Source organism: Terrihabitans aquatilis (assembly GCF_052542005.1).
In genome coordinates this window covers 499,509-522,921 of sequence record NZ_JBOCUO010000003.1, presented here as the reverse complement: position 1 = coordinate 522,921, position 23,413 = coordinate 499,509, and the positions used below count along the sequence as shown (strand labels likewise).

Sequence of the window (23,413 nt, the reverse complement as noted above, 5' to 3'; positions counted from 1 at the left end):
GATCAGGCGGCTTCCGCCTCGTCCCCTTCGCTCTCCTCGGTCTCTTCGGCGGCCCGCGGGGCGCGCTTGGGGCTCTTGGAGAGAATGTCCTCGATCTTCTTCACCGACTCGGTTTCGGTGAGGTTCTCGACAGCGCCCAGTTCGCGCGCCATGCGGTCGAGCGCAGCCTCATAGAGCTGGCGCTCGCTGTAGGACTGCTCGGGCTGCGTGTCGGCGCGGTGCAGGTCGCGCACCACTTCGGCGATGGCGATCAGATCACCGGAATTGATCTTGGCTTCGTATTCCTGCGCGCGGCGGCTCCACATCGTACGCTTCACGCGGGCGCGGCCGGCCAGCGTCGTCATGGCCTTCGACATCAGATCCGTTTCGGCCAGCTTGCGCATGCCGACATTGGCGATCTTCGACACGGGCACGCGCAGGGTCATCTTGTCCTTCGTGAAGGTGATGACGAACAGCTCCAGCTTGTGCCCGGCGATTTCCTGTTCCTCGATGGCCACAATTTCGCCAACGCCATGCGCAGGGTAGACAATGTGTTCGCCGGTCTTGAAACCGTGACGGGCAGGTGTCTTCTTGGCGGCGGTGGTCATCGGCGTGCACTCCATGTCACTGACGGCGGCCTTTGGAGGGCCGCTCGCTTACGGGTCGGGGACCCGGTACCCGGTTCGGCGAACCCGCGGGGCGCGGATCCTGTGCTCCTGCCCACGGCGAAGTGCCTGCGGGGCTGCCTTGCTTCGAACCTTGAAGCCGGTCGAAAAAAATGCTCCGTGCAAACGGAGCATTGCCCTGTGACGGGCTTTCGAGCATTCAAGAACCTATCACAAAAAAGCCTTTTCCGCAAATCAGTGCTTGCATCGTTGCGAACACGTCACGGTGATGGCTTGTCCCGAACCGCTCTTCCGATCAATCGCCGTCACCGGGATTGGCCGAGAACAGCTCGAACTTGCCCGGCTTCCCATCCCATTCCTTGTGGTCGGCCGGCGGGTCTTTCTTCTCGGTGATGTTGGGCCAGGACTTGGAATATTCGGCGTTCAGCGAAAGCCAGGATTCCACGTTCGGCTCGGTATCGGGCTTGATCGCCTCGGCCGGGCATTCCGGCTCGCAAACGCCGCAATCGATACATTCATCCGGATGGATGACGAGCATGTTCTCGCCTTCGTAGAAGCAGTCCACCGGACACACTTCGACGCAATCCATGTACTTGCACTTGATGCAGTTTTCGGTAACCACGTAGGGCATCGTCACCCCTTCTTCAGAACAATTTCAAAGTGTGCCTAGTCGAGCCGGCCGGGCGGCGCAAGCCGCCTCCTAGTCGCGGCCGAGCAGGCGGTCGGTTTCGCGGCGCTCGCGTTTGGTCGGTCGTCCGGCGCCGTCCTCGCGCAACGGCCCTGTCGGGTCGGGCCCGGCATCGTCGGCGCGCTGCGGTGGCGGCGGGCTCAGATCCTCGTAAAGCGCCTGCGCCAGGGTCGCGCTGCCACGCCGCTCCGCGAAATTCTGCACTTTCAGAATCCGCACGCTTTGTTCCAGCGCAATCGTCAGTACGTCACCCGCCTTCACGGCCTGGCTTGCGGAATCCACACGCGCACCGTTCACGCGCACATGGCCGGATTTCGCCAGCTCCTGCGCCAGCGTGCGGGTCTTCACCACACGGGCGAACCACAGCCATTTGTCGATGCGCTGCCGTCCGCCCTCCATCTCACTTGCGCCTCTTGCCGCCGTCGAGCTGCGCCTTCAGCGCTGCCAGTGCCGCGAACGGCGAATCCGGATCGGCCGGACGCTCACGGCGCTCGGGGCGCGGCGGTTGAGCCGGGCGTGCCTGTCGCGGATCCCCATCCTTGCCGCCTTTCGGCCGGTTGGCTTTCCAGTTCTCGTTGCGCGGCGGCTTGCCGGAGCGGCCTTCGCGCCCGTTTTCGCCACGCCCTTCCGCCGGGGCCGCGCCGCGTTCCGGACGCGGTCCACGCCGTTCGCCGCGGTTGGGCTGCTCTCCGCGGCCCTCCTGACGACGGTTCTGATCGCGACGCTGATCCGGTCGACGATGCTCGGAACGGCCAGGCCGCCAGATCTCGATCATCGCAGGCTCGGTTGGCTCGGCTGCCGCAGGAACCTCCTCACCCGCAACCTCCTCGGCGCCCGTCACGGCCTCGATTGCCGCGACGTTCATGTCCTGCGCGAGAGGGTCGGCCGACGTGCCCGCGCCGCCTTCGACGGGAAGCACGGCCTCGGTCTCCACGGCTGCCGCTTGGCCTTCGCTCACGCTCGCGTCATCGGGCTCGGAATCCACCGCGACGGGTTCCGCTTCCGCTTCAACGGCAGGCTGCTCGCCGACCGGTGCCACGGCCTCGGGCTCGGTCTGCGCGGCATCGGCCGCGCCCTCCTCCGGGGTGACGGGTGCGTCGGCATCGGCGGCCGGGGCATCCTCGACCATTGCGCCCTCACCGCCCGCCTCTGCGATGTCCGCCGCCAGTTCCGTGCCCTCCGCCGAAGCCGTGGGCTCCGCGACCGCAATCTCAGCCGGAGCGACCGGTGCCGGCTTGCGCTCCATGCGATAGCCGAGGGAGCGCAGGATGTTGGCGAAATCGTCGCCGGAACAGCCGGTCAGCGACGTCATGGCCACGGTCACGGTGAAGCCGTTGCCCTCCGCCGCGCCGGCCGGGGCCTCGCCCGAGGTCAAGCCGGGGCGATAGGCGATGGCGGGGCGGATGAGATCGGCCAGCCGCTCCAGAATGTCGACGCGCACCGCGCGGTCGTGGCAGACGCGATAGCCAAGCACGCGGTAGAGATCCTTCGGCACGCGCGCATCGGCCTTGAAACTGGTGCGCCCGCTCGCCGCCAGTGCGGGGATCTCGTCGAGCCCTTCCGGAGGAACGGCCTGCCCCAGCGCCCAGAGCTGCGCGGCCAACTGGCGCGGCGCGGGCTTCAGAAGCGCGGGCAGATAAAGATGATAGGCGCCGAAGCGCACGCCCAGCGCACGCAGCGCGGCGCGGCCGTCCTGGTCGAGCGTCTTCACGTCGTCGGAGACGCGCGTGCGGTCGAGCACGCCCAGCGCTTCGACGATCTGGAAGCCGAGGCCCCGCGCCAGTCCGGTCAGGCTCTCCGAAGCCTCCATGATGCGCAGCGGGCCGAGCAGCTTCTGGATCTGGGAATCGATCCACAGCTGGAGGCGACCTTCCGCGCGCTCGTGATCCGGCGGCGCCAGGGTATCGTCGGCCAAAAGCCGCGCCCGCGGATGCAGCGCCCGATCACCGGGCACCAGCTTGCCCACCGGCTCGCCCAGCCAGCGCAGCACGCCGTCCGACGACATGACGATGTCGGCATCCGGCGCGGCGGCCAGCCGCTCCGCCCGCTTTGCGTATTCCGGTCCCAGCGCCTTCTGCGCGGCGGCACGCACGGCCTTGCCGTCCGGCCCCTCGGATGAGGTGTCCGCCGTGAAGCGGAACGCCGACAGGCGCCCGACATGCTGGCCCTCGACGAGCACGTCGCCGTTTGCGTCTACTTCTGCCTCGATCATGCCTTTGTCCCTGAGGCGCCGCATCAAGACACTTGAGCGACGGTCGACGAAACGCTGCGTCAGCCGTTCGTGCAGCGCGTCCGAAAGCTTGTCCTCTACAGTGCGCGTGAGCGCCTGCCAATGCGTAGGATCAAACAGCCAGTCCGCACGGTTGGCCACGAAGGTCCAGGTGCGGATGTGCGCGATGCGTGCCGACAGCGTATCGATATCGCCATCGGTGCGGTCGCATTGCGCAACCTGGCGGGCGAACCAATCCTGCGAGATTCGCCCTTGCCGCATCAGGAAACCATAGATCGTCATTGCGATCTCGGCGTGAGCGGCCGGCGACACCTTACGATAATCCGGGACCTGGCACACCTCCCACAGCCGCTCCACAGCGTCGCGGTCCGTGGCCAGCGCGCGCATTTCCGGATCGGCGATCGCGCGCTCCAGCACGATCACGTCCTCGCCGGTCGGCGCCTTGGTCAGCCCGGGCTCCTGGGGCAGCACGGAAAGGCTGGCCTGCAGGCGGGCCAGCGAGCGGAAATCCAGCTCGGAATTGCGCCATTGCAGCACGCGCACGGGGTCGAAGCTGTGGCTCTCGATGCGTTCCACGAGTTCCGCCTCGAAGCCGTCGCAGCGCCCCGTGGTGCCGAAGGTACCGTTGCGCATGTGGCGGCCCGCACGGCCTGCGATCTGCGCAAATTCGGAGGGGTTGAGGCGGCGGAACTGAAAGCCGTCGAACTTTCGGTCGCCGGCAAAGGCGATGTGGTCGACGTCGAGGTTCAGCCCCATGCCGATCGCATCCGTGGCGATCAGATATTCGACGTCACCCGATTGGTAGAGTTCGACCTGGGCGTTGCGGGTGCGCGGCGACAGCGCCCCCAGCACCACCGCCGCCCCGCCCCGCTGGCGGCGGATCAATTCGGCGATCGCGTACACTTCCGAAGCCGAGAACGCGACGATCGCGGTGCGGCGCGGCAGGCGGGTGATCTTCTTCTCGCCGGCAAAGGTCAGGGTGGAAAGGCGCGGCCGGCCCAGAATGCTCGCACCGGGCAGAAGATGCTCGATCAGGGGCCGCATGGTCGCCGCGCCCAGCAGCAGCGTCTCCTGCCGCCCGCGCATGTTCAGAATGCGGTCGGTGAACACGTGCCCGCGGTCGAGGTCGGCGGCCAGCTGGATCTCGTCGATCGCCACGAAGTCGACGTCGATGTCTTTTGGCATCGCCTCGATGGTCGAGACCCAGAACCGCGTGTTCCTCGGCTTGATCTTCTCTTCGCCGGTGATGAGTGCCACCTTGTCGGCGCCCACCTTCTCCACCACGCGCTGATAGACCTCGCGCGCCAGAAGCCTCAGCGGCAGGCCGATCACGCCGCTCGGCTGCGCCACCATGCGTTCGATGGCCAGATGCGTCTTGCCGGTATTGGTCGGCCCGAGCACGGCGGTGACGCCCCGGCCCCGGACGGCGGGTGGATTGGCGTTGGTCGGCATCGGGCGGGTTTTGACATCCATCAGGAAGGGAGCGCCGAAAGATCAGGCCGGCGGGTCAATGCGCATCCCCAATCTGGGAACGTTGACCGAACAAATCCAGCCCGAATCGCTTACCTCGCGGGAATCACGTTTCGTTCGCCGCGCGCGTCTTAAGGATTTGGCCGTAGCGTGAACGGAGCCGGTCCGAATCGGAGACCACATGATGTTCCGGTTCCGGTCCCGCATCATGCGGCCCTTCTGCCCGAGGAACATACAAGATCTGGCGGCGCGGGAAACAGCCGCCTGTGCATAACCGGACGAAAAAGGTTAACGCGTCGTCCGCAATTGGAACGTCGCGTCGAGCGGCGCAGCCTCTGCGCGCTTGGTGCCGCCGCTGGCGGTGAATTCCTCGGCCTCCAGGATCATGGTGCCGATCTTGGTGCCGAGCGAGACTTTCCAGGGTGCCAGGAGATTGGTGCCGTCTATGGGCACCAGCCAGGCCTCCATGCTCTGATTGTTCTCCATGTACTCGACGCCCGCCACCTTGCGATGGCCGGCGACGGCCTTGTAGTTCGCACGGCACACCAGGGCCTGCCCCTCATAGCCCTTCAGCGATTTCACCTGCTCGGTGCGCAGATAGGACAGCCGGATGTCGAAACGCTCGGTGCCCTCGAAGATGCGCAGCACGCGGTTGCAGTTCGCGGCGTCCAACGGCGCGCCGTCCACCGATACCGGCATCATCAGGGCGCTGATGGGATCGATCACATTGTTGCGGTGCGCCTGCGTGATCGGCACGCGATCGGCGCGGTAAGGCACAGGCGGCGTCACCAGTTCGCGCCGCACCTTGCCGCGCGACAGGGCGATGCGGATCGAGCGTTTTTCGGAGCTGTCCTTGGTGTCGATCGCGGCGCTGACAGGCGACAAACCGCCGGGGATCACCGTTCCCACCGCCTTGCCGCTCATCGCGAAGCCGATGCCGTCGGCGCCGAAATCCACGCTGTAGCGGCCTTCCTGCGGCAGCGAGGCGGTCAGCGTACCGGTCGCGAACACGATGGGCAGATAGGACAGGCGGGCATTGTATTTGGCGGTCAGCTTGGTTTCGGCCTGCGCCTGCATCGGCACGGACAAGGCGGCAGATGCCGCCAGTGCCGCCACGGCAAGCCGTCGGCGGATCGCCCGCCTGTCGTTGTCCCTGCTGCCTGTATGGGTCATGATACCGTGTGCCGCGCCGCGCAAATCAGCCTTAACAATGCGGCAGGACGCGGCCCGCGTCGAGAGTCCGGCGCCGTTTCCGGGGCAGGCGTTGCCGCGCGGACTCACTTCGGCCGCGCGAAAAGCCGTCCTTACCTTGACCTTGCGCCCCGCCTGCGCCTATACAGCCGCACCTTCGAGCGCCCCGGCTCTCGGGGTCGGTCTTCTTTTATCCAAGGAGGATCGGCTTCCAGCCCGCTCGGTCCGAAATCTCTCTTGTATGGAGCACTGCGATGACGCGGCGCTGCGAACTGACTGGTAAATCCGTGCTGGTGGGCAACCTCGTCAGCCATTCCAACCGCAAGACGAAGCGCCGCTTCCTGCCGAATCTCGTGCAGGTATCGCTGCTCTCCGATGTTCTGAAGCAGTCGGTGCGCCTGCGCGTCACGACCCATGCCCTGCGCTCGGTCGAGCATCGCGGCGGTCTCGACGCGTTCCTCCTGAAGGCCTCCGACGACGAGCTGTCGCAGAAGGCTCGCGAGATCAAGAAGAAGATCCGCAAGGCCGGCGAAGACACCGCGGAAGCTGCGGCGGCCTGAGGCCGTCCGTCTCGCCGATGACGGACAGAAGCGCCCCTAGCGCGCTCTTCCTGCCGATCCTGGCCATGGCCGGGGTCGTGCTGCTGTCCAATTTCGCGGTCCAATACCCGATCGAATATTTCGGTCTGCGCGATTTCCTTACCTGGGGCGCGCTGACCTATCCGCTCGCCTTTCTCGTCAACGATCTGACGAACCGGCGGTTCGGGCCCCGCCTCACACGGCGGGTGATCTATGTCGGCTTCGCGCTGGCCGTTGTGCTGTCGTTCTGGCTAGCCACGCCACGCATCGCTTTGGCCTCCGGCACGGCCTTCCTGTTCGGCCAATTGCTCGACGTCTCGGTTTTCAACCGTCTGCGCCGCCTGCAATGGTGGCGCGCGCCCCTGGCCGGCGGGCTGCTCGGCTCGGCGCTCGACACGGCCATTTTCTTCTCCATGGCGTTTGCCGGTGTCGCCGACATGTCCGAACCGGTCACCTATGGCTTGGCCGGCATGGGCGTCACGGTCCCGTTGTGGGTCGGCCTCGCCTTCTTCGATTTCGTGGTCAAGGTCAGCATGGCGCTGATCCTTCTGCTGCCCTACGGCGCGCTGATGAGCCGTGTCCGTCCCATAGAAGCGGTGCGCGTCGGCCGCTGACGTTATTGCGCTGACGTCGCCTCAGCCGACATCCCGAATTGCAGCATCACCGTGCGCTGAAACAGGCTCATATTGTCATCCGACATCAGCGTTAGCACAATCGTGCCGTCCGGCGCACGATGTGCCGAGATCGCCTCCATGTTGTCGATCTCGTGCGCAAGCGAGGCTTCCATCAGCACCTCGCCGTCCAGCACAGCCCCCGCCTTTACGTCCGCTCCCGCGATACGCCGCACGCGCATGTGCAGCGACAGAGGTTTGCGGTAACGCCGTTCCAGAAGAACGAGGTCGCCGTCCGGATCGAATATCGCATCGGTCACCGCATAGCCGTCGCGCGCCGCAACCGAAAGCCGTTTCGCCGCCGACTCGCCTTCTGGATCGACCAGCCAGCCGGCATGATGCCCGTCCTTGCCGAACGCCTCTTCGGAGATCACCAGCAATCGTCCGGCCTCCGGCGCACCGACGGGCACGCGGGCGATCGATTCGAGCCCGGTGTTTCCCGGCAGGCCTGAGACCTCCTTCGGCATCGGCAAGGGCGTTCCGCGTGCCTCTGCCGCGTCCTTCGAGAGATCGAACCGCAGGATATTGTCCGAGCCCTCGGTGCAGATGAAGGCCGTGGTGCCGTCGATCTCAAGCCCCTCAGTGTCGTCGTCGCGCGTGCCGTCGAGCGGCTTCGCGGTTCGGCCCAGCACAGGCGAAAGGTCGGTGTCGTCGATACCCGTGGGCCGCGCACCCTCATAGACGATGCGCCCGCTCAGCCAGTGCGCCCGATCCGAGACGGCATGAAACCGCGCGCCATCGGCATCGAGGCGCAGACCCGAATACCCGCCGAAACCGCGCGCGCCTGACGACAGAACGAGACCGCCACGAAATTCGAGCGTCCCGAACAGGGTCCTCTCGGGCTCGGCACGTGAAAACACCGGAATTGGCGTCGCGGCAATCTGAATGGCCTCGGCCGAAGCACCTGCCCCATACCCACACGTCAGCGCCAGCCCGAGCAGCCACGCCGGCGGGAAAAGGCGAAGCCTCACCCGCGCGTTCCGGCCCGCCGCCGTGAAGCGCTGCGCGCATTCGCCGGGCCGCCATCCTCGAACAATTCGGCCAGCTTCTCGGTCATCGCACCGCCCAGTTCCTCGGCGTCGACGATGGTCACGGCACGGCGATAATAGCGCGTCACGTCATGGCCGATGCCGATGGCGATGAGTTCGACCGGCGAGCGCGTCTCGATCTCCTCGATCACGCCGCGCAGATGCTTCTCCAGATAGGAGCCGTGGTTCACCGAGAGCGTCGAATCATCGACCGGCGCGCCATCCGAGATCATCATCAGGATCTTGCGCTGCTCGGGCCGGTGCAACAGGCGCTGGTGCGCCCACAGCAGAGCCTCGCCGTCGATGTTCTCCTTCAGCAGGCCCTCGCGCATCATCAGGCCGAGATTGCGCCGCGCCCGCCGCCACGGTGCATCCGCCGATTTGTAGACGATGTGCCGAAGATCGTTCAGGCGGCCGGGGTTGACCGGCTTGCCGGCCTGCAGCCACGCCTCGCGCGACTGGCCGCCCTTCCAGGCCTTAGTCGTGAAGCCAAGGATCTCCACCTTCACGCCGCAGCGCTCCAGCGTCCGCGCCAGGATGTCGGCGCAGGTGGCCGCGACGGTGATGGGGCGCCCTCGCATGGAGCCCGAATTGTCGAGCAGCAGCGTCACCACCGTATCGCGAAAATCGGTGTCACGCTCGCGCATGAACGACAGGGGCTGCATGGGATCGGTCACGACGCGCGACAGGCGCGCGGGGTTGAGCACCCCCTCCTCGATGTCGAATTCCCAGGCGCGATTCTGCTGCGCCAGAAGCCGCCGCTGCAGCCGGTTCGCCAAGCGCGCCACCACGCCCTGCAGGCTGGTCAATTGTTTGTCGAGATAGGTGCGAAGCCGCGTCAACTCCTCGGGGTCGCACAGCTCCTCGGCCTTCATCGTCTCGTCGAACGCGGTCGTGTAGGCGCGATATTGCAGGGTGAGTTCGCCCTCGCTGTTCGACATCGGACGGCGCGGCGGCTCGCTGGTCTCGGTCGCCTCGTCCGGATCGCCGTCGTCGGCCATGTCGGACGCCGGGGCATCGGCCTTTTCCAGCTCGCCGAAATCGGGCTCGTCGTCGCTCGCCTCGGCCTCGGTGGTCTGCATGCCGTCGGAGGTTTCGTCGCCCCGTTCGCCGCCTTCTTCCTGGCCCGGCTCGTTCTCGGAATCGGGCTCGCCCTCCGGCTCCTCCAGCTCGTCGAAATCACCGGCGGTCTCATCGCCGATCTCCAGCGCCGACAGCAGATCGCGCATGGAACGGGCAAAGGCGTTCTGGTCGTTCAGGACATCGCCGAGCTGCTCGAAATTCGTGCCCGCGCGTTCCTCGATCCAGCCGCGCCAGGCCTCGACGATGGGCTTGGCCGAATCCGGCGGCTCCAGCCCCGTCAGATGCTGACGCACCATCAGAGCCAGCGCGTCCTGGATCGGCGCGTCGTCGCGGCCCACGACATCGCGATAGGCCGCGCGGCTGTAGCGATCGTCCAGCATGGCGGACAGGTTCGCGGCCACGCCGGTCATGCGCCGCGTGCCGACGGCTTCGCAACGCGCCTGCTCTACGGCGTCGAACACCGCGCGCGCCTCGCTGCCCTTCGGGCCCAGCCGGTTGTGCATGGCCGGATCGTGGCAGGCGAGCTTCAGGGCCATGGAATCGGCCTGCCCGCGCAGGACGCCGGCGTCCTTCTGCGTCATCCGCCGGGGCGGTTCCGACAGGCGCACGGAATTGCCGGACGCACCGCCGCGATCCTGCGAGAACGTCACCTCGAGGTCGCGCTTGCCCGAGATCGCGCGCACGGTGGCGGCGACCGAGCGCTTCAGCGGCTCGGCCGGCGGTTCGCGCGGCGTCCTCGGGGCGTTGCTGTTCGAGGAGGAACCAGCCATTTCGCGGCGATCCGCCATGTCAGCTCAGCGCGACGTTCAGCGCCGATTCCGGCAGTTCCTTGCCGAAGCAGCGCTGATAGAGCTCGGCCACCAGCGTACGCTCCAGTTCGTCGCATTTGTTGAGGAAGGTCAACCGGAAGGCGAAGCCGATATCGCCGAAGATCTCGGCATTCTCCGACCAAGTGATGACAGTACGCGGGCTCATCACGGTGGAGAGATCGCCCTGGATGAACGCGTTGCGGGTCAGATCCGCCAGCCGCACCATGCGCGCCACCGTCTCGCGGCCATCGGGCCGGTCGCGGTAATGCGGCGATTTCGCCAGCACGATGTCGACTTCCTTGTCGTGAGGCAGATAGTTCAGCGTGGTCACGATCGACCAGCGGTCCATCTGGCCCTGATTGATCTGCTGGGTGCCGTGATACAGGCCCGACGTGTCGCCCAGTCCCACCGTGTTGGCGGTGGCGAACAGGCGGAAGGCCGGATGCGGCTGGATCACGCGGCGCTGGTCGAGCAGCGTCAGACGGCCCGAAACCTCCAGCACGCGCTGGATCACGAACATCACGTCGGCGCGGCCGGCGTCGTATTCGTCGAAGATCAGCGCCACGTTGTTCTGCAGCGCCCAGGGCAGGATGCCGTCCTTGAACTCGGTCACCTGCGCGCCGTCCTTCAGCACGATGGCGTCCTTGCCCACGAGATCGATGCGCGAGACATGGCTGTCGAGGTTGATGCGCACGCACGGCCAGTTCAGCCGCGCCGCCACCTGCTCGATGTGCGTGGATTTTCCGGTGCCGTGATAGCCCGTCACCATCACGCGGCGATTCTTGGCGAAGCCGGCCAGAATGGCGAGCGTCGTCGTGCGGTCGAACAGATAGTCCGGATCGATGTCCGGCACATGGGTATCTTTTTTCGAGAAGGCCGGCACCTGGAGATCGCTGTCGATCCCGAACGTCTCGCGCACCGAAACCGTCACGTCGGGCAGACCCGCACCTGCCTCGCTTGCCATCGTCATGAAACCTCCTCGACCGCGTGCGCGAACCGCGCGCGGACACGTCCCGAACGGGCGTGGTTATGCAGCAGAAATCCGGTTCCCGCCATCCTGCGGCCTCAGCAGAAGCCAGCCTGCTTCAGGTAATTATAGGCTTGGATCACCGCACGCAATTTATCCTCGGTGCCGCGGTCGCCGCCATTGGCGTCCGGATGCAGCCGTTTCACCAGGGTCTTGAACCGGGCCTTGATCTCCTCGGGCCCGGCATTCTCCTCGAGGCCGAGCTCGGTCAGGGAGCTGCGCTCCACCTTGCGCAGCGTGCGCTGAGGCCGCTCCGGCTCGGGCCGTTTCTGTTCCTGTCCGCCGCCGAACAGGTTGAACGGATCGGCGAAATCCCAATCGCCGAATCTCGGATGGGCGCCGGAAGGCTTGGCGCGCGCACCGCCACCGCCGGCCTTGTTCACACCCATCGTCCAGGTCGGCCGATGGCCCGTCAGGCTGTCCTTCTGCCAGGCCGCGACCGCGTCGTCCGGCATGTCACGGAAATAATTGAACGCCTGATTGTACTCGCGGACGTGGGTGTAGCAAAAATTCCAGTACTGGCCTTCACGGTCGCGCCCTTTCGGCGCGCGGAATCCGGACTTGTTCGGGCAGCCGGGAAATTCGCAGCACCCATCCGCCACGTCCACTTTCGCCTTTTCCGCCGCGGCTCCTTTCGGCGCGGTGCGGATGCGATCAAACCATTGGGAGTCGAGTTTCATGTGGCGATTATGGTCGGATGGCGTGTTCGGGACAAGCGAACGCGGCCTCTGGCCTCACGTCGCATGTTCCGGGTTGACGGGGTTTGCGCGCTTCGTCCCATTAGCGGAAACAGGGAGACACGGCATGACATTGCCCGATATGCGCAGCCGGATCGAAGACAAGCTGATCGCCGCCTTTGCTCCGACGAGCCTCGACGTCATCGACGAAAGCCATCATCACGAAGGGCATTCCGGCTCGCGCCCCGGCGGCGAAACGCATTTTCGTGTCCGCATCGCCTCCCCTGCCTTCGCGGGCAAGAGCCGTATCGAGATGCATCGCGCCGTGAACGCGGCTCTCGACGCCGAATTGCGCGAGCGCGTCCATGCCCTGGCCATCGAGGCTAAAGCCGGCTGACGCGCCGGTGTTCGTAATGATCGCGGATGCGGGCATTGAAGAAGCGGCCCTTCGAGCGGGCGCGCAGAAATTCGTCGTGGATGTCGGGCTCCACACCCAGATAGGTGTAGGTGCGCCCGCTGCCAAGGAAAGTCACGTCGAGTTCGCGGTCCGCCGGCAGATAGCGGATGTTCGAGATCGCGGTCGAAGGCATGTCGTCCTCCGTGTCCCAGCCCGGCTTCACGTTTGTGAACGCGCGAGCGTGCATCCGGGTTCGCCCCAGCCTTGGCAGCGCCACACTCCTCGCCGATATTGAGGCCGTGATGAACGACAGATTCTCCTTCGGGACATTTCGTGCCCGCACCCTGAAGCTGCCGACATGGCAGATCGCACTCATCGGCGCGGTGGCTGCCGCACTGGTGATCGCGCTCGCCATCCTGGCGACCGGCGTCTTTCTCGTCGCCTTCCCGGTGATTTTCCTGATCGATCAGGTTTATCGCTGGCGCGCGCGCCGCAGCCGGGCCTCCGCCAGCATGGCGCGGCCCGGTCAGCCCATCGTCATCGAGGCGGATTATCAGGTCCTGCCGCCGGAGCGGCAGGACCGCTAAAGCCTTACTGACCCGTCTGGTTCGCAGAGGGAGGCGCGTCGAGGCGCGACGGCTCGGCATTGCCAGGCGTGGTGTCGGAGCTCGGCCCCACCGGCTGCTCGGCAACAGGGTTCGGCGGCGGATTTTCCACGCCCGTGCTGACGAAATAGAGCAGCGCCAGGATCGCCAGCGCCAATCCTCCGATCAGCACCCACAGAACGGGCAGCCCCCGGGCGCCCTGGCGTGCGTCGGTGGGGGTCTTCACGGCGTTCGAATCGTGCGGATGCTGGTGGCTCACGATGATGTCTCCCTCTTTGGGGAAAGAACGCTCGTTCCTCAGGCCGGTTCCGCCATTTTCGCATCCGCTTGCCGGGCGGCGTCGCGTTTCTTGCGGAACGCCAGCAGCACGGCGTTCAGCTCTCCGCCAAGGATGAACGAGGCCGAGTTGATGTACAGGAAGAAGATCACGGCCATGATGCCGCCGAGCCCGGCATAGGTGGAGGCATAATTGGCGAAGCCCGCCAGCCAGAATCCGAACACGCTGGCGCTCAGCAGCCACAGGAACAACGTCAGAAGCGTGCCCGGCAGCACGCACACGATGGAGATGCGCTGCGGCGGCAGCCACAGATGCGCAAGGACCAATCCGCCGGCCAGGAAAAGCCCGGTGCCGGCATAGCGCACGCTGTCGGCCGTGCCGGTGATGAGGCGCAGCGGCGGCGTGAACGACGTCGCGAAATCCCAGATCGGCGTCCACAGCACCACCGTCACGGACAGCAGCAGCATGCCGAAGGCGCCCAGCAGCATGAAGCCGATGCTCTGGATGCGGTTCAGCCACCATGCGCGCGTGTCCGGCAGGCCGTAGGCGCGCACAAGGGCGATCCGCATGGCCTCCACGGCCGACGACGCCGTCCACAGCAGCAGGAGCACGCCGATGGTCAGCACGTCGATGCGCCGTCCGGTCAGCACCCGTGTCACCTCGCTCGACAGCGGATCGGCCAGAACTCCCGGCCAGCCCTCGAAGGCAAGGCCCACCACCTCGTTGGCGGCTTCCGGCGTGCCGATGAGACTGGCAAGCGCGGTCACCACGATCAGGAACGGGAAGATCGCCAGCAGCACGCCCAGCGCCACATGGCTGGAAATGGCCCAGGCATCATGCGCCTCGAAGCGCACATAGACCGAATAGAAGATGCTCCAGAGAGATTTCAGCACTTGGGGCAAGGGTGATTCCTGCGGCGCGGCGGGCGGTCGGATTTTACTACAGCTTTAGAGGCGCGGAGGTTCCATGGCCACCTTCGGCTGGATCGATGCCGCGGCGGGGTCTATGTCTTGGCGCCGCCGGGTCAGGATAGGAGATGCGCATGAACGTGACGCGAAGCTTCACCATCGAGCGGCTGCGCTCGCCGCTTGCTCTTCTGGTCAGCGCCCTGGTCTGCTTCGCCGCGTTGCGGCTCGGCTCCATCTTCACGGTGCCCAATATCGGGCCGTGGTATTCGGGCCTCGCCAAGCCGTTCTTCACGCCGCCGAACTGGGCGTTTCCCGTGGTGTGGCCCATCCTGTTCATCCTCATGGCGCTCGCTTTGTGGCGGGTCGTGACGCGCCCCGGCATCCCCCTCACCCGCAACGGCGCGCTCGGCCCGTTCGCCCTTCAGCTCGCGCTTAACGTTCTGTGGTCCTACGCCTTTTTCGCCAGCCGCAGCCCGGCTTTCGGCCTCGTGGTTATCCTGGCGCTCCTCGCCGCCATCGTCTGGACCATCATCGCCTTTCGCCGTCTCGATCGTGTGGCGGCGTGGATGCTTGCTCCCTATCTCGTATGGGTGGGCTATGCGACCGCCCTCAACGCCGCCATTTGGCAGCTCAATTCCTGAGCGCCCGAGGTCCGATCATGCTGTCCTACGTCCTCCTGCCCATTGCGGCCGCCTCGGTCGCCGTCGTGCTCGTGCTCGGCCTCGTCAACATGATGCGCGCCGGCAGCGCCGAACGCTCGCAGAGCCTGATGCGCTGGCGTGTGCTGCTGCAATTCGGCGCCATCGCGGTCGCCATGGCCGCCATCTGGGCCTCGGGGCGCGGCCCGGGCTGATTCGGGTCGGCCAGGCGAATCAGTTACGTAATGGGGAAGGTCGGCCAGACCCGTTCACGAGGCGCGCCTTGGTCTTCATCCCGCTCAGCGACGACAATCCGCGGCTTCTGATCCGCTACCCCTTCGTCACCTGGGGCCTGATCGCGGCCAATCTTCTCGTCTATCTGCTGTTCCAGTCCGGCTTCGTCCTCGAAACGAGTCCGGGCTTTGCCATGTCGTGGGGCATGATTCCCTCCGTCGTGTTCGGCAAAGCGGTGCTGCCGCCCGAGCTGCACTACATGCCCGCCCTCGCCGGCTTCGTCACATCGCTCTTCCTCCATGGCGATCTCGTCCACCTCGTCGGCAATCTGTTGTTCCTGTGGGTGTTCGCCGACAACATCGAGGATTCGATGGGGCATATTCGCTTCACCGCCTTCTATCTCCTGTGCGGGATCGCGGGCGGCGCGGCCCACGCCTTCGTGATGCCGCTGTCGAACGCCCCTCTGATCGGGGCCTCCAGCGCGGTATCGGGCGTCATCGCCGCCTATCTCCTGCTGCACCCGCGCGTGAAGCTGTGGATCCTACTGTTCGGCCGCTTGCCGCTGCGGGTCACCGCCGTGTGGATCATCCTCGTCTGGTTTCTCGTCCAGATCGCCGGCTTTTATTTCGGCGGCGACGAAGCGGTCGGCTGGTGGGCCCACCTCGGCGGATTTGCCGCAGGCGCGGTTCTCACCCTCATTTTCAAGCGTGGAATGGTTCCACTCTTCAGCCATCCGCCCAAGACATTGACGGCACCCGGACCCTCCACTCGCTTGGAAGATGTCTAGTTACCTTTGACGTTTACGTTTGCGTGCTCTTAGGTTTCCACGCCGGGTTTTCGCGTAATGCGAAACGATCCGGCCCTTCCCGGATTGTGGTTGCATGGCAGGTTCAATTCGCACGGTCGGAGTGGTCGGTGCAGGCCAGATGGGCACGGGTATCGCGCAAGTGTGCGCGCTGGCCGGCCTGAACGTCCGTCTCAACGACATCGATCCCCAAAAGCTCGACGCCAGCATCGAGACCATTGCGGCCAAGCTCGACCGTCAGGTTGCGCGCGGCGAGCTTTCGGAGGCCGACAGGACATCGGTCTTCGGCCGCATTCAAAAGGCCGAGACGCTGGAGGCCCTGGCCGATTGCGATCTCGCCATCGAAACGGCGGTGGAAGACGAGGCCGCCAAGCGCACGATCTTCCGCGACCTGTGCGCGGTGCTGGGGCCGCAGGCCATCATCGCCTCGAATTCCTCCTCGCTGTCGATCACCCGCCTTGCCTCCTCGACCGACCGGCCCGAGCAGTTCATCGGCATCCATTTCATGAACCCCGTGCCGAAGATGCAGCTCGTCGAGCTGGTGCGCGGCATCGCCACGGATGAGCCGACCTTCGAGGCGGTGCGCGATTTCGTGGCGCAGCTCGGCAAGACCATCACGGTCGCCGAGGATTTCCCGGCCTTTATCGTCAACCGCATCCTGCTGCCGATGATCAACGAGGCGATCTACACGCTCTACGAGGGCGTGGGCACGGTGGACGCTATCGACACCGCCATGCGGCTCGGCGCCAATCACCCGATGGGCCCGCTCCAGCTCGCCGATTTCATCGGTCTCGACACCTGTCTTCACATCATGCAGGTGCTGCACGACGGGCTGGCGGATTCGAAATACCGGCCCTGCCCGCTGCTGGTGAAATACGTCGAGGCCGGCTGGCTCGGCCGCAAGACCGACCGCGGCTTCTACGATTATCGCGGCGAAAAGCCCGTGCCCACGCGCTGATCCAGGCCGGTCAGCTGCCCGTCGCCGCCCGGATCAATGCCTTGCCATCGTCGGAATCCCATTCCGCCGGTCCGGGCAGATAGCCGATCTCGCAGCCATTGCCGTCGATCAATATCGTGGTCGGCAGGCCCACGGCGCGGCCGGCGCGCTTCAGCGTCTGGAACACGTTGGTGGAGCGGTCGGCATAGAATTTCAGGTGCTCCACCTTCAGCTCGGCCAGGAAGTCGCGCGCCTTCTGCTCGTCCTGGGTGTCGATCGTCACCGCCACCACGTCGAACGCCTCGTTGCTCAGCTCGCCCTGCAGCCGGTCGAGCGCGGGCATCTCCTCGCGGCAGGGTGCGCACCACGTCGCCCAGATGTTCAGCAGCACGGTTCTGCCGGCGAAATCCTTCAGCGTCTTCGGCTGTCCGTCGGTGTCGGTGAAGGCAAGTTCGGGCAGCGGGCGCGGAGCGTCCGGCACCAGCACGCCGGCCACCTCACCCCTCGCCAGGGGCTTCATGCGCGCGAGAACGGCCGGGTCGCCGGCACAGGTTGCCGCGCTCTCGTTGCCTCCGAAGCCGGTTTTCACATATACCGCGCCAACGCCGACAGCCGCACCCAGAACTGCCAGAAGCGCGATCGTGCGCAATGTGTTTCGGGGCCTGTGCGTTTCGTCGGTCATGATGATGTCTGCTGCACTGCGTCGATGGGGGCCGGGGGATGAGCAACAAGATGTGGGGCGGGCGTTTTTCCGCCGGGCCGGATGCCGCCCTTGAGGCAATCAACGCCTCGATCGATTTCGACCGCCGGTTTTATGCGCAGGATATCAGGGGCTCGCAAGCCCATGTGGCCATGCTGGCCAAGCAGGGCATCGTCACGGACGAGGACGCCGCCGCCATCTCCAGGGGGCTGACGGAGATCCTCGCCGAGATCGAGGACGGCACGTTCACATTCTCGCGCGCGCTGGAAGACATCCACCTCAACATCGAATCGCGCCTTGCCGAGAAGATCGGCGCTTCCGCCGGCCGCCTCCACACCGCCCGCTCGCGCAACGACCAGGTCGCCACCGATTTCCGGCTGTGGACGCGCGACACCATCGACGAGATCGACGCCGCTCTGGCCTCCCTCCAGACCGCGCTGGCCGGCAAGGCGCTGCCAAACGCCACCACCGTCATGCCGGGCTTCACCCATCTCCAAAGCGCCCAGCCCGTCACCTTCGGCCACCACCTTCTCGCTTATGTCGAGATGTTCGGCCGCGACCGTGGCCGCTTCAGGGATGCCCGCGCCCGCCTCAACGAGAGCCCGCTCGGCGCGGCGGCCCTGGCCGGCACCGGTTTCCCCATCAATCGCCACGCCACGGCCGAGGCGCTCGGCTTCGCCCGCCCGATGGCGAACTCGCTCGACGCCGTCTCGGCGCGCGATTTCGCCCTCGAAGTCCTGTCCGCCGCCGCCATCGCCGCCACGCACCTCTCACGCCTCGCGGAAGAGATTGTGCTGTGGACCACGGCGCAGTTCGCCTTCGTGAAGCTTTCGGATCGCTTCACCACCGGCTCCTCCATCATGCCGCAGAAGAAAAACCCGGACGCGGCCGAGCTGGTGCGCGGCAAGACGGGCCGCGTCATCGGCGCGCTGGTCGGCCTTCTCACGGTCATCAAGGGCCTGCCGCTCGCCTATTCCAAGGACATGCAGGAGGACAAGGAAGGCACGTTCGACGCTTTGGACACGCTCGGTCTCTGCCTCACGGCCATGACCGGCATGATCGATGATCTGGAGCCGGTGGCCGAGACCATGAAGGCCGCCGCCGGCTCGGGCTATTCCACCGCCACCGACCTTGCCGACTGGCTGGTGCGGGAGCTGAAGCTGCCGTTCCGCGAGGCCCACCACGTCACAGGCCGCATCGTCGCGCGCGCCGTGGAGACCGGCAAAACGCTGGACGCTCTGCCGCTTGCCGACCTTCAGGCCGTCGAGCCACGCATCAGCGAGGCGGTGTTCGACGTGCTCAGCGTCGAGAAGAGCATCACCAGCCGCACCTCGTTCGGCGGCACCGCGCCCGCCAATGTGGAGCGCGAAGCGCGCCGCTGGCTCGATCAACTCGGTGCGAAGTTCTGAACGCGTTGGCCAAGCGGCTTGCGTTCTCCTTCCTCTTCCGGGAAAGTGCGCGGCCATGAACCCCCATGCGTTCCCCGCTCCGAACGGAGATCCGGCCTTGACCCGTCGTGCCATCGTCACCGGTGCAATGGTCGCGCTCGTCCTGATCGCCGTCGCCGGCTGCGGCCGCAAGGGTCCGCTTGAACTGCCGGAGGCGGCAACGCCCGCCCGCGAGCAGGCGGCGCCCGCCGCGCTCATTCCCGCGCCCACGGCCTATTCGTCGCCGCAGGCGTCGTCATCCAGCCTGTTGCCGCCGCCGACCAATACCGCCGCCGGCGCAGCAGAATGGTCCTACCAGCAGCCGCGGGATCCGTTGCCCGTGGCCGAGAAGCCGGCCAAACCCGCGAAACGGACCAAGCCCGATCGGCCGTTCATCCTTGATTCCCTGCTGAACTGACGCAGGCCCTTCGCAATGCATCATTTCGTCCATCGCGACGGCGTGCTTCACGCCGAGGATGTCGCTCTTCCTGCTCTGGCCAACGAGGTGGGCACCCCGCTCTACGTCTATTCCAGCGCTACCCTTGAGCGGCATTACCGCGTCTTTTCCGAAGCCTTCGCCTCGGTGCCCAGCCTCGTCTGCTATGCGGTCAAGGCCAATTCCAACCAGGCCGTGCTCGCCACGCTCGCCCGGCTCGGTGCGGGCATGGACGTCGTCTCTGGCGGCGAGCTGAAGCGGGCGCTTGCCGCCGGCGTTCCCGGCAGCCGCATCACCTTCTCCGGCGTCGGCAAGACCGAGGCCGAGATGGCCGCCGCGCTCGATGCCGGCATCCTGTGCTTCAACGTCGAGTCCGAGCCCGAACTGCACCGCCTGTCGGAAGTCGCATCCGCACGCGGCGCGATTGCCCGCATCGCGCTCCGCGTCAATCCCGACGTGGACGCCCGCACCCACGCCAAGATCTCGACCGGCAAGGCCGAGAACAAGTTCGGCGTGGCCTATGCCGCGGCTCGCGCGCTCTATGCCAAAGCGGCCCACCTGCCCGGCATCAAGGTGTCCGGCGTCGACATGCACATCGGCAGCCAGATCACCGAGATGGCGCCTTTCGACGCCGCCTTCGCATTGCTGGCCGACCTCGTCCGAGACCTGCGCGCCGATGGCCACGAGATCGATCACGTCGATGCCGGCGGTGGCCTCGGCATTCCCTATCGCCATGCCGAGCAGGCGCCGCCGCTGCCCATCGATTACGCCGGGATCGTACTGCGCCATCTCGGGCCGCTCGGCGTCACCATCGTGTTGGAACCCGGACGCCTCATTGCCGGCAATGCGGGCATCCTGCTCACCCGCGTGCTCTACGTAAAGGACGGCGCGAACAAGAGCTTCGTCATCGTCGATGCGGCAATGAACGACCTCATCCGCCCCACTCTGTACGAGGCCCATCACGACATCGTGCCCGTGGCGGCGCCCGCGCCGGGCACGCCGGAAATTGTCGCGGATGTCGTCGGCCCGGTCTGCGAGACCGGCGATTACCTCGCGCTTGGCCGCAATATGCCCCGCCCGCAGCCGGGCGATCTGCTGGCCATCATGACGGCAGGCGCCTATGGCGCTACCCAAAGCTCCACCTACAACACCCGCGCGCTCGTGCCGGAAGTTCTGGTGCGCGGTGGCGAGAGCGCGATCGTCCGTCCCCGCCTCGATGTCGATGCCCTCATCGCGCTCGACCGCCCGGCGCCCTGGCTGGACTGATCGTCAAAGCCGCCGAAGGTTCGCCGCATTCCGGGCCCACGCTGTGCCCGGTGTCACTTCGGCGCGAGCCTGCTGCCAAGCAGCGTCCCGCCTGCTAAGGTCGGGCACATGAAAAGGCAGGCCGCGTGACGGACCACCACATCGCCCCTTCCCCGCCGCCGGATCTCGAGCGTCTGCTTGGCCGCGCCCGGCTGGCGATGCTGTGGGAAGCGGCGTGGCCCCCGCTCGCTTTCTTCGGCACGATCGTCCTCGTCTTTCTCGCGGTCTCCTGGTTCGGCGTGTGGGACATGGTTCCGCCGTGGGGCCGCATTGTCGGCGTCGTGCTGTTCGCGGCGCTGGCCGGGCTCGCTTTGTTCCCGCTCGTTCGGCTGCGCCCACCCAGCCGCGCCGGGCTTCTCGCCCGCGTCGATCGCGCCAGCGGCCGCATTCATCGACCAGCCACCGCTCTGGCCGAGCCGCTTGCCAGCCCCGGCGATGATCCCGTCACACGCGCTTTGTGGGATGCGCACCGCGCCCGCGCGGCACAAGCGGCGCGCAACCTGACCTCCGGCCCCGTCCGGCCCGGCCTGACGGCACGCGATCCACGCGCGTTTCGTTTCCTCGCAATCCTCGTGGCGTTCATCGCCTTCGCACAGGCAGGCGGCGAGCACGGCGCGCGCATTGCCGCCGCCTTCGACTGGCGCTCCCCGGCCGGCGCCACCACCACGCCGCCGCGCCTCGACGCCTGGGTCACGCCGCCGGCCTATACCGGCCGCCCGCCCATCTTCCTCACCAACGCCCAGCCGGCAGACACCGAACGCGCCGCGATCACCGATCAGCCTGCGGCCCTGTCCGTGCCGGCCGGCAGCGTGCTCGTCATCCGCACCAGCGGCGGCGGGGCCGAAATCGAGGCCACGGGCGGCGCGCGCGCGGTCGAGGTCGATGCCGCGCAGACCACATCCGGCGCACCGCCGGTCGCCGCCGGTACCGCCATCGCCGAGCACCGCTTCTCGCTCGATTCCGACGCCCAAATCAGCGCCCGGCCTCGGTCAGGCGACACGCGGCACTGGCGCTTCGCCATCGTGCCCGACCGCGCGCCAGAGATCGCCTTCCAGTCCGTTCCGCGCCTCGATGAGCGCGGCGCGCTCGTGCTCGAAACCCGCATGGAGGACGATTACGGCATCACCGGCGCACAGGCCGAGATCGCCCGCACGGAACCCGTCCCCGCGCGTCGCAAGGCCGATGCCGTCCCGCCGCGTCCGCTCTACGGCGCCCCGGAAATTCGCCTCGCTTTGCCGCAGGGCCGCACCCGTTCCGGGCCGGCCACGACGACCTATCACGGCATCGACCATCCCTGGGCCGGCGCCCGGGTTCTGATCACTCTGGTGGCGCGGGACGAAGCCGGACAGGAAGGCCGCAGCGAGCAGCTCGAAGCCGTGCTTCCCTCGCGCACGTTCAGCCATCCCCTCGCTCGCGCGCTCGTCGAGCAGCGCCGTATTTTGGCGCTCGACGCCCGCTCCCGCGACCGCGTGGCCGAGACGCTCGACGCGCTGGCCCTGTTCCCGGAGAAGTTCACGCCGCAATCGGGCATCTATCTCGGCCTGCGCGCGGCCTATTGGCGGTTGGCCAAGGCGCGCTCCGACGACGATCTGCGCACCGCCGCCGATTACCTGTGGGAAATGGCTCTCCAGCTTGAGGAGGGCAATCTGCCGGGCCTCGGCAAGGATCTGCAGGCGGCCGAGAAGGCGCTGCGCGACGCGCTCGACCGCAATGCGCCCGACGACGAGATCAAACGCCTGATGGACGAGCTGCGCTCGGCGCTCAACCAGTTCATGCAGGAATTCGCCCGTCAGGCGCAGCAGAACCCGCAGCGTCAGGCCCAGATCCCACCCAACGCCCGTGTCCTCACCCCGCAGGACATGAAGGACATGATGGACCGGCTGGAAAATCTGGCGCGCGGCGGCGACAAACAGGCCGCCAAGGACATGCTGTCCGAACTGCGCGACCTTCTGAACAACCTCCAGCAGGGCCAGACCGCGCAGCAGCAAGGCGGCGAGAGCGGGCAGGACCCGCAATCGCAGGCCCTCGACGAGCTCGGCCGCATGATCCGCGAACAGAGCGAGCTGCGCGACAAGACCTTCCAGCAAGGCCAACAGGGCGATGGCCAGCAGGGCCAGGAAAACGGCGAAGGCCAGCAGCAGGGCCAACAGGGTCAGCAGAACGAGCAAGGCCGACAGGGCCAGAACGGCATGGGCCAGCTCGGCCAGCAGCAGGGGGCGCTGCAGAAGCGCCTGCAAGAGCTGATGCGCAGCATGGAAGGCCAGGGCATGGAGGGCGAAGGCGCACTCGGCGAGGCCGGCGAGGCCATGGGCCGCGCGCAGGGCCAGATGGGCGATGGCGATGCCGAGGGCGCGGTGGGCCAGCAGGGCCGCGCGCTCGACGCCCTGCGTCAGGGCGCGCGCAACATGGCCGAGCGCATGCAGCAGGGTCAGGGCCAGGGGCAAGGTCAGGCGCAGGGCCGGCCCGGGCAGCGCGGCCAATCGGCCAATGGCGAAGACACAGATCCGCTCGGCCGCCCCACCCGCGCCCGCCGTTACGATCCGGGCTCCAATGTCCGCGTGCCCGGTGAGATCGAGGCCCAGCGCGCCCGCCGCATCCAGGAGGAGCTGCGCCGCCGCGTGGGCGAGCCGTCACGCCCGCAGGACGAGATCGATTATCTGGAGCGCCTGCTGCGCGAGTAGGCCACC

General features: G+C 66.7%; 25 protein-coding genes. 12 read left to right on the top strand and 13 right to left on the bottom strand.

Annotated features, from left to right (window positions below; genetic code table 11):
* Window positions 1–2 precede the first annotated feature (2 nt).
* The 5 genes from ACQ6S1_RS13480 to ACQ6S1_RS13460 form a co-directional block, all read right to left on the bottom strand.
* On the bottom strand, window positions 3–587 hold the full coding sequence (locus tag ACQ6S1_RS13480; RefSeq protein WP_445041722.1) for a CarD family transcriptional regulator: 585 nt from the start codon (window positions 585–587) through the stop codon (window positions 3–5).
* 313 nt (window positions 588–900) lie between these two features.
* Window positions 901–1,236, bottom strand: coding sequence for a ferredoxin FdxA (gene fdxA / locus ACQ6S1_RS13475; protein ID WP_445042028.1), 336 nt, complete (start codon window positions 1,234–1,236; stop codon window positions 901–903).
* Window positions 1,237–1,305: 69 nt separating this feature from the next.
* Window positions 1,306–1,692, bottom strand: coding sequence for an RNA-binding S4 domain-containing protein (locus tag ACQ6S1_RS13470; RefSeq protein WP_445041721.1), 387 nt, complete (start codon window positions 1,690–1,692; stop codon window positions 1,306–1,308).
* Window position 1,693: 1 nt separating this feature from the next.
* Window positions 1,694–4,996, bottom strand: coding sequence for a helicase-related protein (locus ACQ6S1_RS13465; protein ID WP_445041720.1), 3,303 nt, complete (start codon window positions 4,994–4,996; stop codon window positions 1,694–1,696).
* Between the two features lie 285 nt (window positions 4,997–5,281).
* The gene (locus ACQ6S1_RS13460) at window positions 5,282–6,166 is read right to left on the bottom strand and encodes a DUF3108 domain-containing protein (RefSeq protein WP_445041719.1); all 885 of its coding nucleotides are present in this window, start codon (window positions 6,164–6,166) and stop codon (window positions 5,282–5,284) included.
* Between the two features lie 272 nt (window positions 6,167–6,438).
* On the opposite strand from ACQ6S1_RS13460, the gene rpmB reads away from it, so the two are divergent.
* Window positions 6,439–6,744: a 50S ribosomal protein L28 gene (rpmB, locus tag ACQ6S1_RS13455; protein WP_445041718.1), complete on the top strand. Its 306-nt coding sequence runs from the start codon at window positions 6,439–6,441 to the stop codon at window positions 6,742–6,744.
* 17 nt (window positions 6,745–6,761) lie between these two features.
* Window positions 6,762–7,376, top strand: coding sequence for a queuosine precursor transporter (locus ACQ6S1_RS13450; protein WP_445041717.1), 615 nt, complete (start codon window positions 6,762–6,764; stop codon window positions 7,374–7,376).
* Window positions 7,377–7,378: 2 nt separating this feature from the next.
* Here ACQ6S1_RS13450 and ACQ6S1_RS13445 read toward each other — a convergent pair whose 3' ends face one another.
* The 4 genes from ACQ6S1_RS13445 to ACQ6S1_RS13430 all read right to left on the bottom strand — a co-directional run bounded on the left by ACQ6S1_RS13445 (window position 7,379) and on the right by ACQ6S1_RS13430 (window position 12,060).
* Entirely contained in the window at window positions 7,379–8,404 is a 1,026-nt protein-coding gene (locus ACQ6S1_RS13445) for an esterase-like activity of phytase family protein (protein ID WP_445041716.1), read from the bottom strand.
* A complete protein-coding gene (gene cobT / locus ACQ6S1_RS13440) occupies window positions 8,401–10,332 on the bottom strand; it encodes a cobaltochelatase subunit CobT (RefSeq protein ID WP_445041715.1) in 1,932 nt (643 codons plus the stop codon). The genes ACQ6S1_RS13445 and cobT overlap by 4 nt, the downstream gene beginning before the upstream one ends.
* Before the next feature lies 1 nt (window position 10,333).
* Entirely contained in the window at window positions 10,334–11,317 is a 984-nt protein-coding gene (gene cobS, locus ACQ6S1_RS13435; protein WP_445042027.1) for a cobaltochelatase subunit CobS, read from the bottom strand.
* Between the two features lie 101 nt (window positions 11,318–11,418).
* The gene (locus ACQ6S1_RS13430) at window positions 11,419–12,060 is read right to left on the bottom strand and encodes a J domain-containing protein (RefSeq protein ID WP_445041714.1); all 642 of its coding nucleotides are present in this window, start codon (window positions 12,058–12,060) and stop codon (window positions 11,419–11,421) included.
* A gap of 124 nt (window positions 12,061–12,184) precedes the next feature.
* Between ACQ6S1_RS13430 and ACQ6S1_RS13425 the strand changes: the two genes are divergently transcribed.
* Window positions 12,185–12,454, top strand: a complete 270-nt coding sequence (locus tag ACQ6S1_RS13425) for a BolA family protein (protein WP_445041713.1) — start codon at window positions 12,185–12,187, stop codon at window positions 12,452–12,454.
* Here the strand turns inward: ACQ6S1_RS13425 and ACQ6S1_RS13420 are convergent.
* Entirely contained in the window at window positions 12,441–12,647 is a 207-nt protein-coding gene (locus ACQ6S1_RS13420; protein WP_445041712.1) for a KTSC domain-containing protein, read from the bottom strand. The genes ACQ6S1_RS13425 and ACQ6S1_RS13420 overlap by 14 nt on opposite strands.
* Before the next feature lie 109 nt (window positions 12,648–12,756).
* Here ACQ6S1_RS13420 and ACQ6S1_RS13415 point away from each other — a divergent pair, with 109 nt between their 5' ends.
* The gene (locus ACQ6S1_RS13415) at window positions 12,757–13,041 is read left to right on the top strand and encodes a hypothetical protein (RefSeq protein WP_445041711.1); all 285 of its coding nucleotides are present in this window, start codon (window positions 12,757–12,759) and stop codon (window positions 13,039–13,041) included.
* A 4-nt stretch (window positions 13,042–13,045) separates the two neighbouring features.
* On the opposite strand, the gene ACQ6S1_RS13410 is transcribed toward ACQ6S1_RS13415, so the two are convergent.
* Window positions 13,046–13,318, bottom strand: coding sequence for a hypothetical protein (locus ACQ6S1_RS13410; protein WP_445041710.1), 273 nt, complete (start codon window positions 13,316–13,318; stop codon window positions 13,046–13,048).
* A 38-nt stretch (window positions 13,319–13,356) separates the two neighbouring features.
* Complete coding sequence (locus tag ACQ6S1_RS13405; RefSeq protein WP_445042026.1) at window positions 13,357–14,229, bottom strand: YihY/virulence factor BrkB family protein; 873 nt, start codon at window positions 14,227–14,229, stop codon at window positions 13,357–13,359.
* Between the two features lie 149 nt (window positions 14,230–14,378).
* Between ACQ6S1_RS13405 and ACQ6S1_RS13400 the strand changes: the two genes are divergently transcribed.
* From ACQ6S1_RS13400 to ACQ6S1_RS13385, 4 genes are all read left to right on the top strand, one after another.
* On the top strand, window positions 14,379–14,885 hold the full coding sequence (locus tag ACQ6S1_RS13400) for a TspO/MBR family protein (protein WP_445041709.1): 507 nt from the start codon (window positions 14,379–14,381) through the stop codon (window positions 14,883–14,885).
* Window positions 14,886–14,902: 17 nt separating this feature from the next.
* The gene (locus ACQ6S1_RS13395; RefSeq protein ID WP_445041708.1) at window positions 14,903–15,097 is read left to right on the top strand and encodes a twin transmembrane helix small protein; all 195 of its coding nucleotides are present in this window, start codon (window positions 14,903–14,905) and stop codon (window positions 15,095–15,097) included.
* A 68-nt stretch (window positions 15,098–15,165) separates the two neighbouring features.
* On the top strand, window positions 15,166–15,903 hold the full coding sequence (locus ACQ6S1_RS13390; RefSeq protein ID WP_445041707.1) for a rhomboid family intramembrane serine protease: 738 nt from the start codon (window positions 15,166–15,168) through the stop codon (window positions 15,901–15,903).
* Window positions 15,904–15,997: 94 nt separating this feature from the next.
* A complete protein-coding gene (locus ACQ6S1_RS13385) occupies window positions 15,998–16,879 on the top strand; it encodes a 3-hydroxybutyryl-CoA dehydrogenase (RefSeq protein ID WP_445041706.1) in 882 nt (293 codons plus the stop codon).
* Between the two features lie 10 nt (window positions 16,880–16,889).
* Here the strand turns inward: ACQ6S1_RS13385 and tlpA are convergent, their stop codons facing one another.
* Entirely contained in the window at window positions 16,890–17,540 is a 651-nt protein-coding gene (tlpA, locus tag ACQ6S1_RS13380) for a thiol:disulfide interchange protein TlpA (RefSeq protein ID WP_445041705.1), read from the bottom strand.
* Between the two features lie 38 nt (window positions 17,541–17,578).
* On the opposite strand from tlpA, the gene argH reads away from it, so the two are divergent.
* The 4 genes from argH (at window position 17,579) to ACQ6S1_RS13360 (ending at window position 23,407) form a co-directional block, all read left to right on the top strand.
* The gene (gene argH / locus ACQ6S1_RS13375; RefSeq protein WP_445041704.1) at window positions 17,579–18,967 is read left to right on the top strand and encodes an argininosuccinate lyase; all 1,389 of its coding nucleotides are present in this window, start codon (window positions 17,579–17,581) and stop codon (window positions 18,965–18,967) included.
* A gap of 97 nt (window positions 18,968–19,064) precedes the next feature.
* On the top strand, window positions 19,065–19,403 hold the full coding sequence (lptM, locus tag ACQ6S1_RS13370; protein ID WP_445041703.1) for an LPS translocon maturation chaperone LptM: 339 nt from the start codon (window positions 19,065–19,067) through the stop codon (window positions 19,401–19,403).
* A gap of 15 nt (window positions 19,404–19,418) precedes the next feature.
* Window positions 19,419–20,687 (top strand): diaminopimelate decarboxylase, encoded by a 1,269-nt coding sequence (gene lysA, locus ACQ6S1_RS13365; protein WP_445041702.1) that lies wholly within the window; start codon window positions 19,419–19,421, stop codon window positions 20,685–20,687.
* A gap of 125 nt (window positions 20,688–20,812) precedes the next feature.
* Complete coding sequence (locus tag ACQ6S1_RS13360) at window positions 20,813–23,407, top strand: TIGR02302 family protein (protein WP_445041701.1); 2,595 nt, start codon at window positions 20,813–20,815, stop codon at window positions 23,405–23,407.
* The last annotated feature ends 6 nt before the right edge of the window (window positions 23,408–23,413 follow it).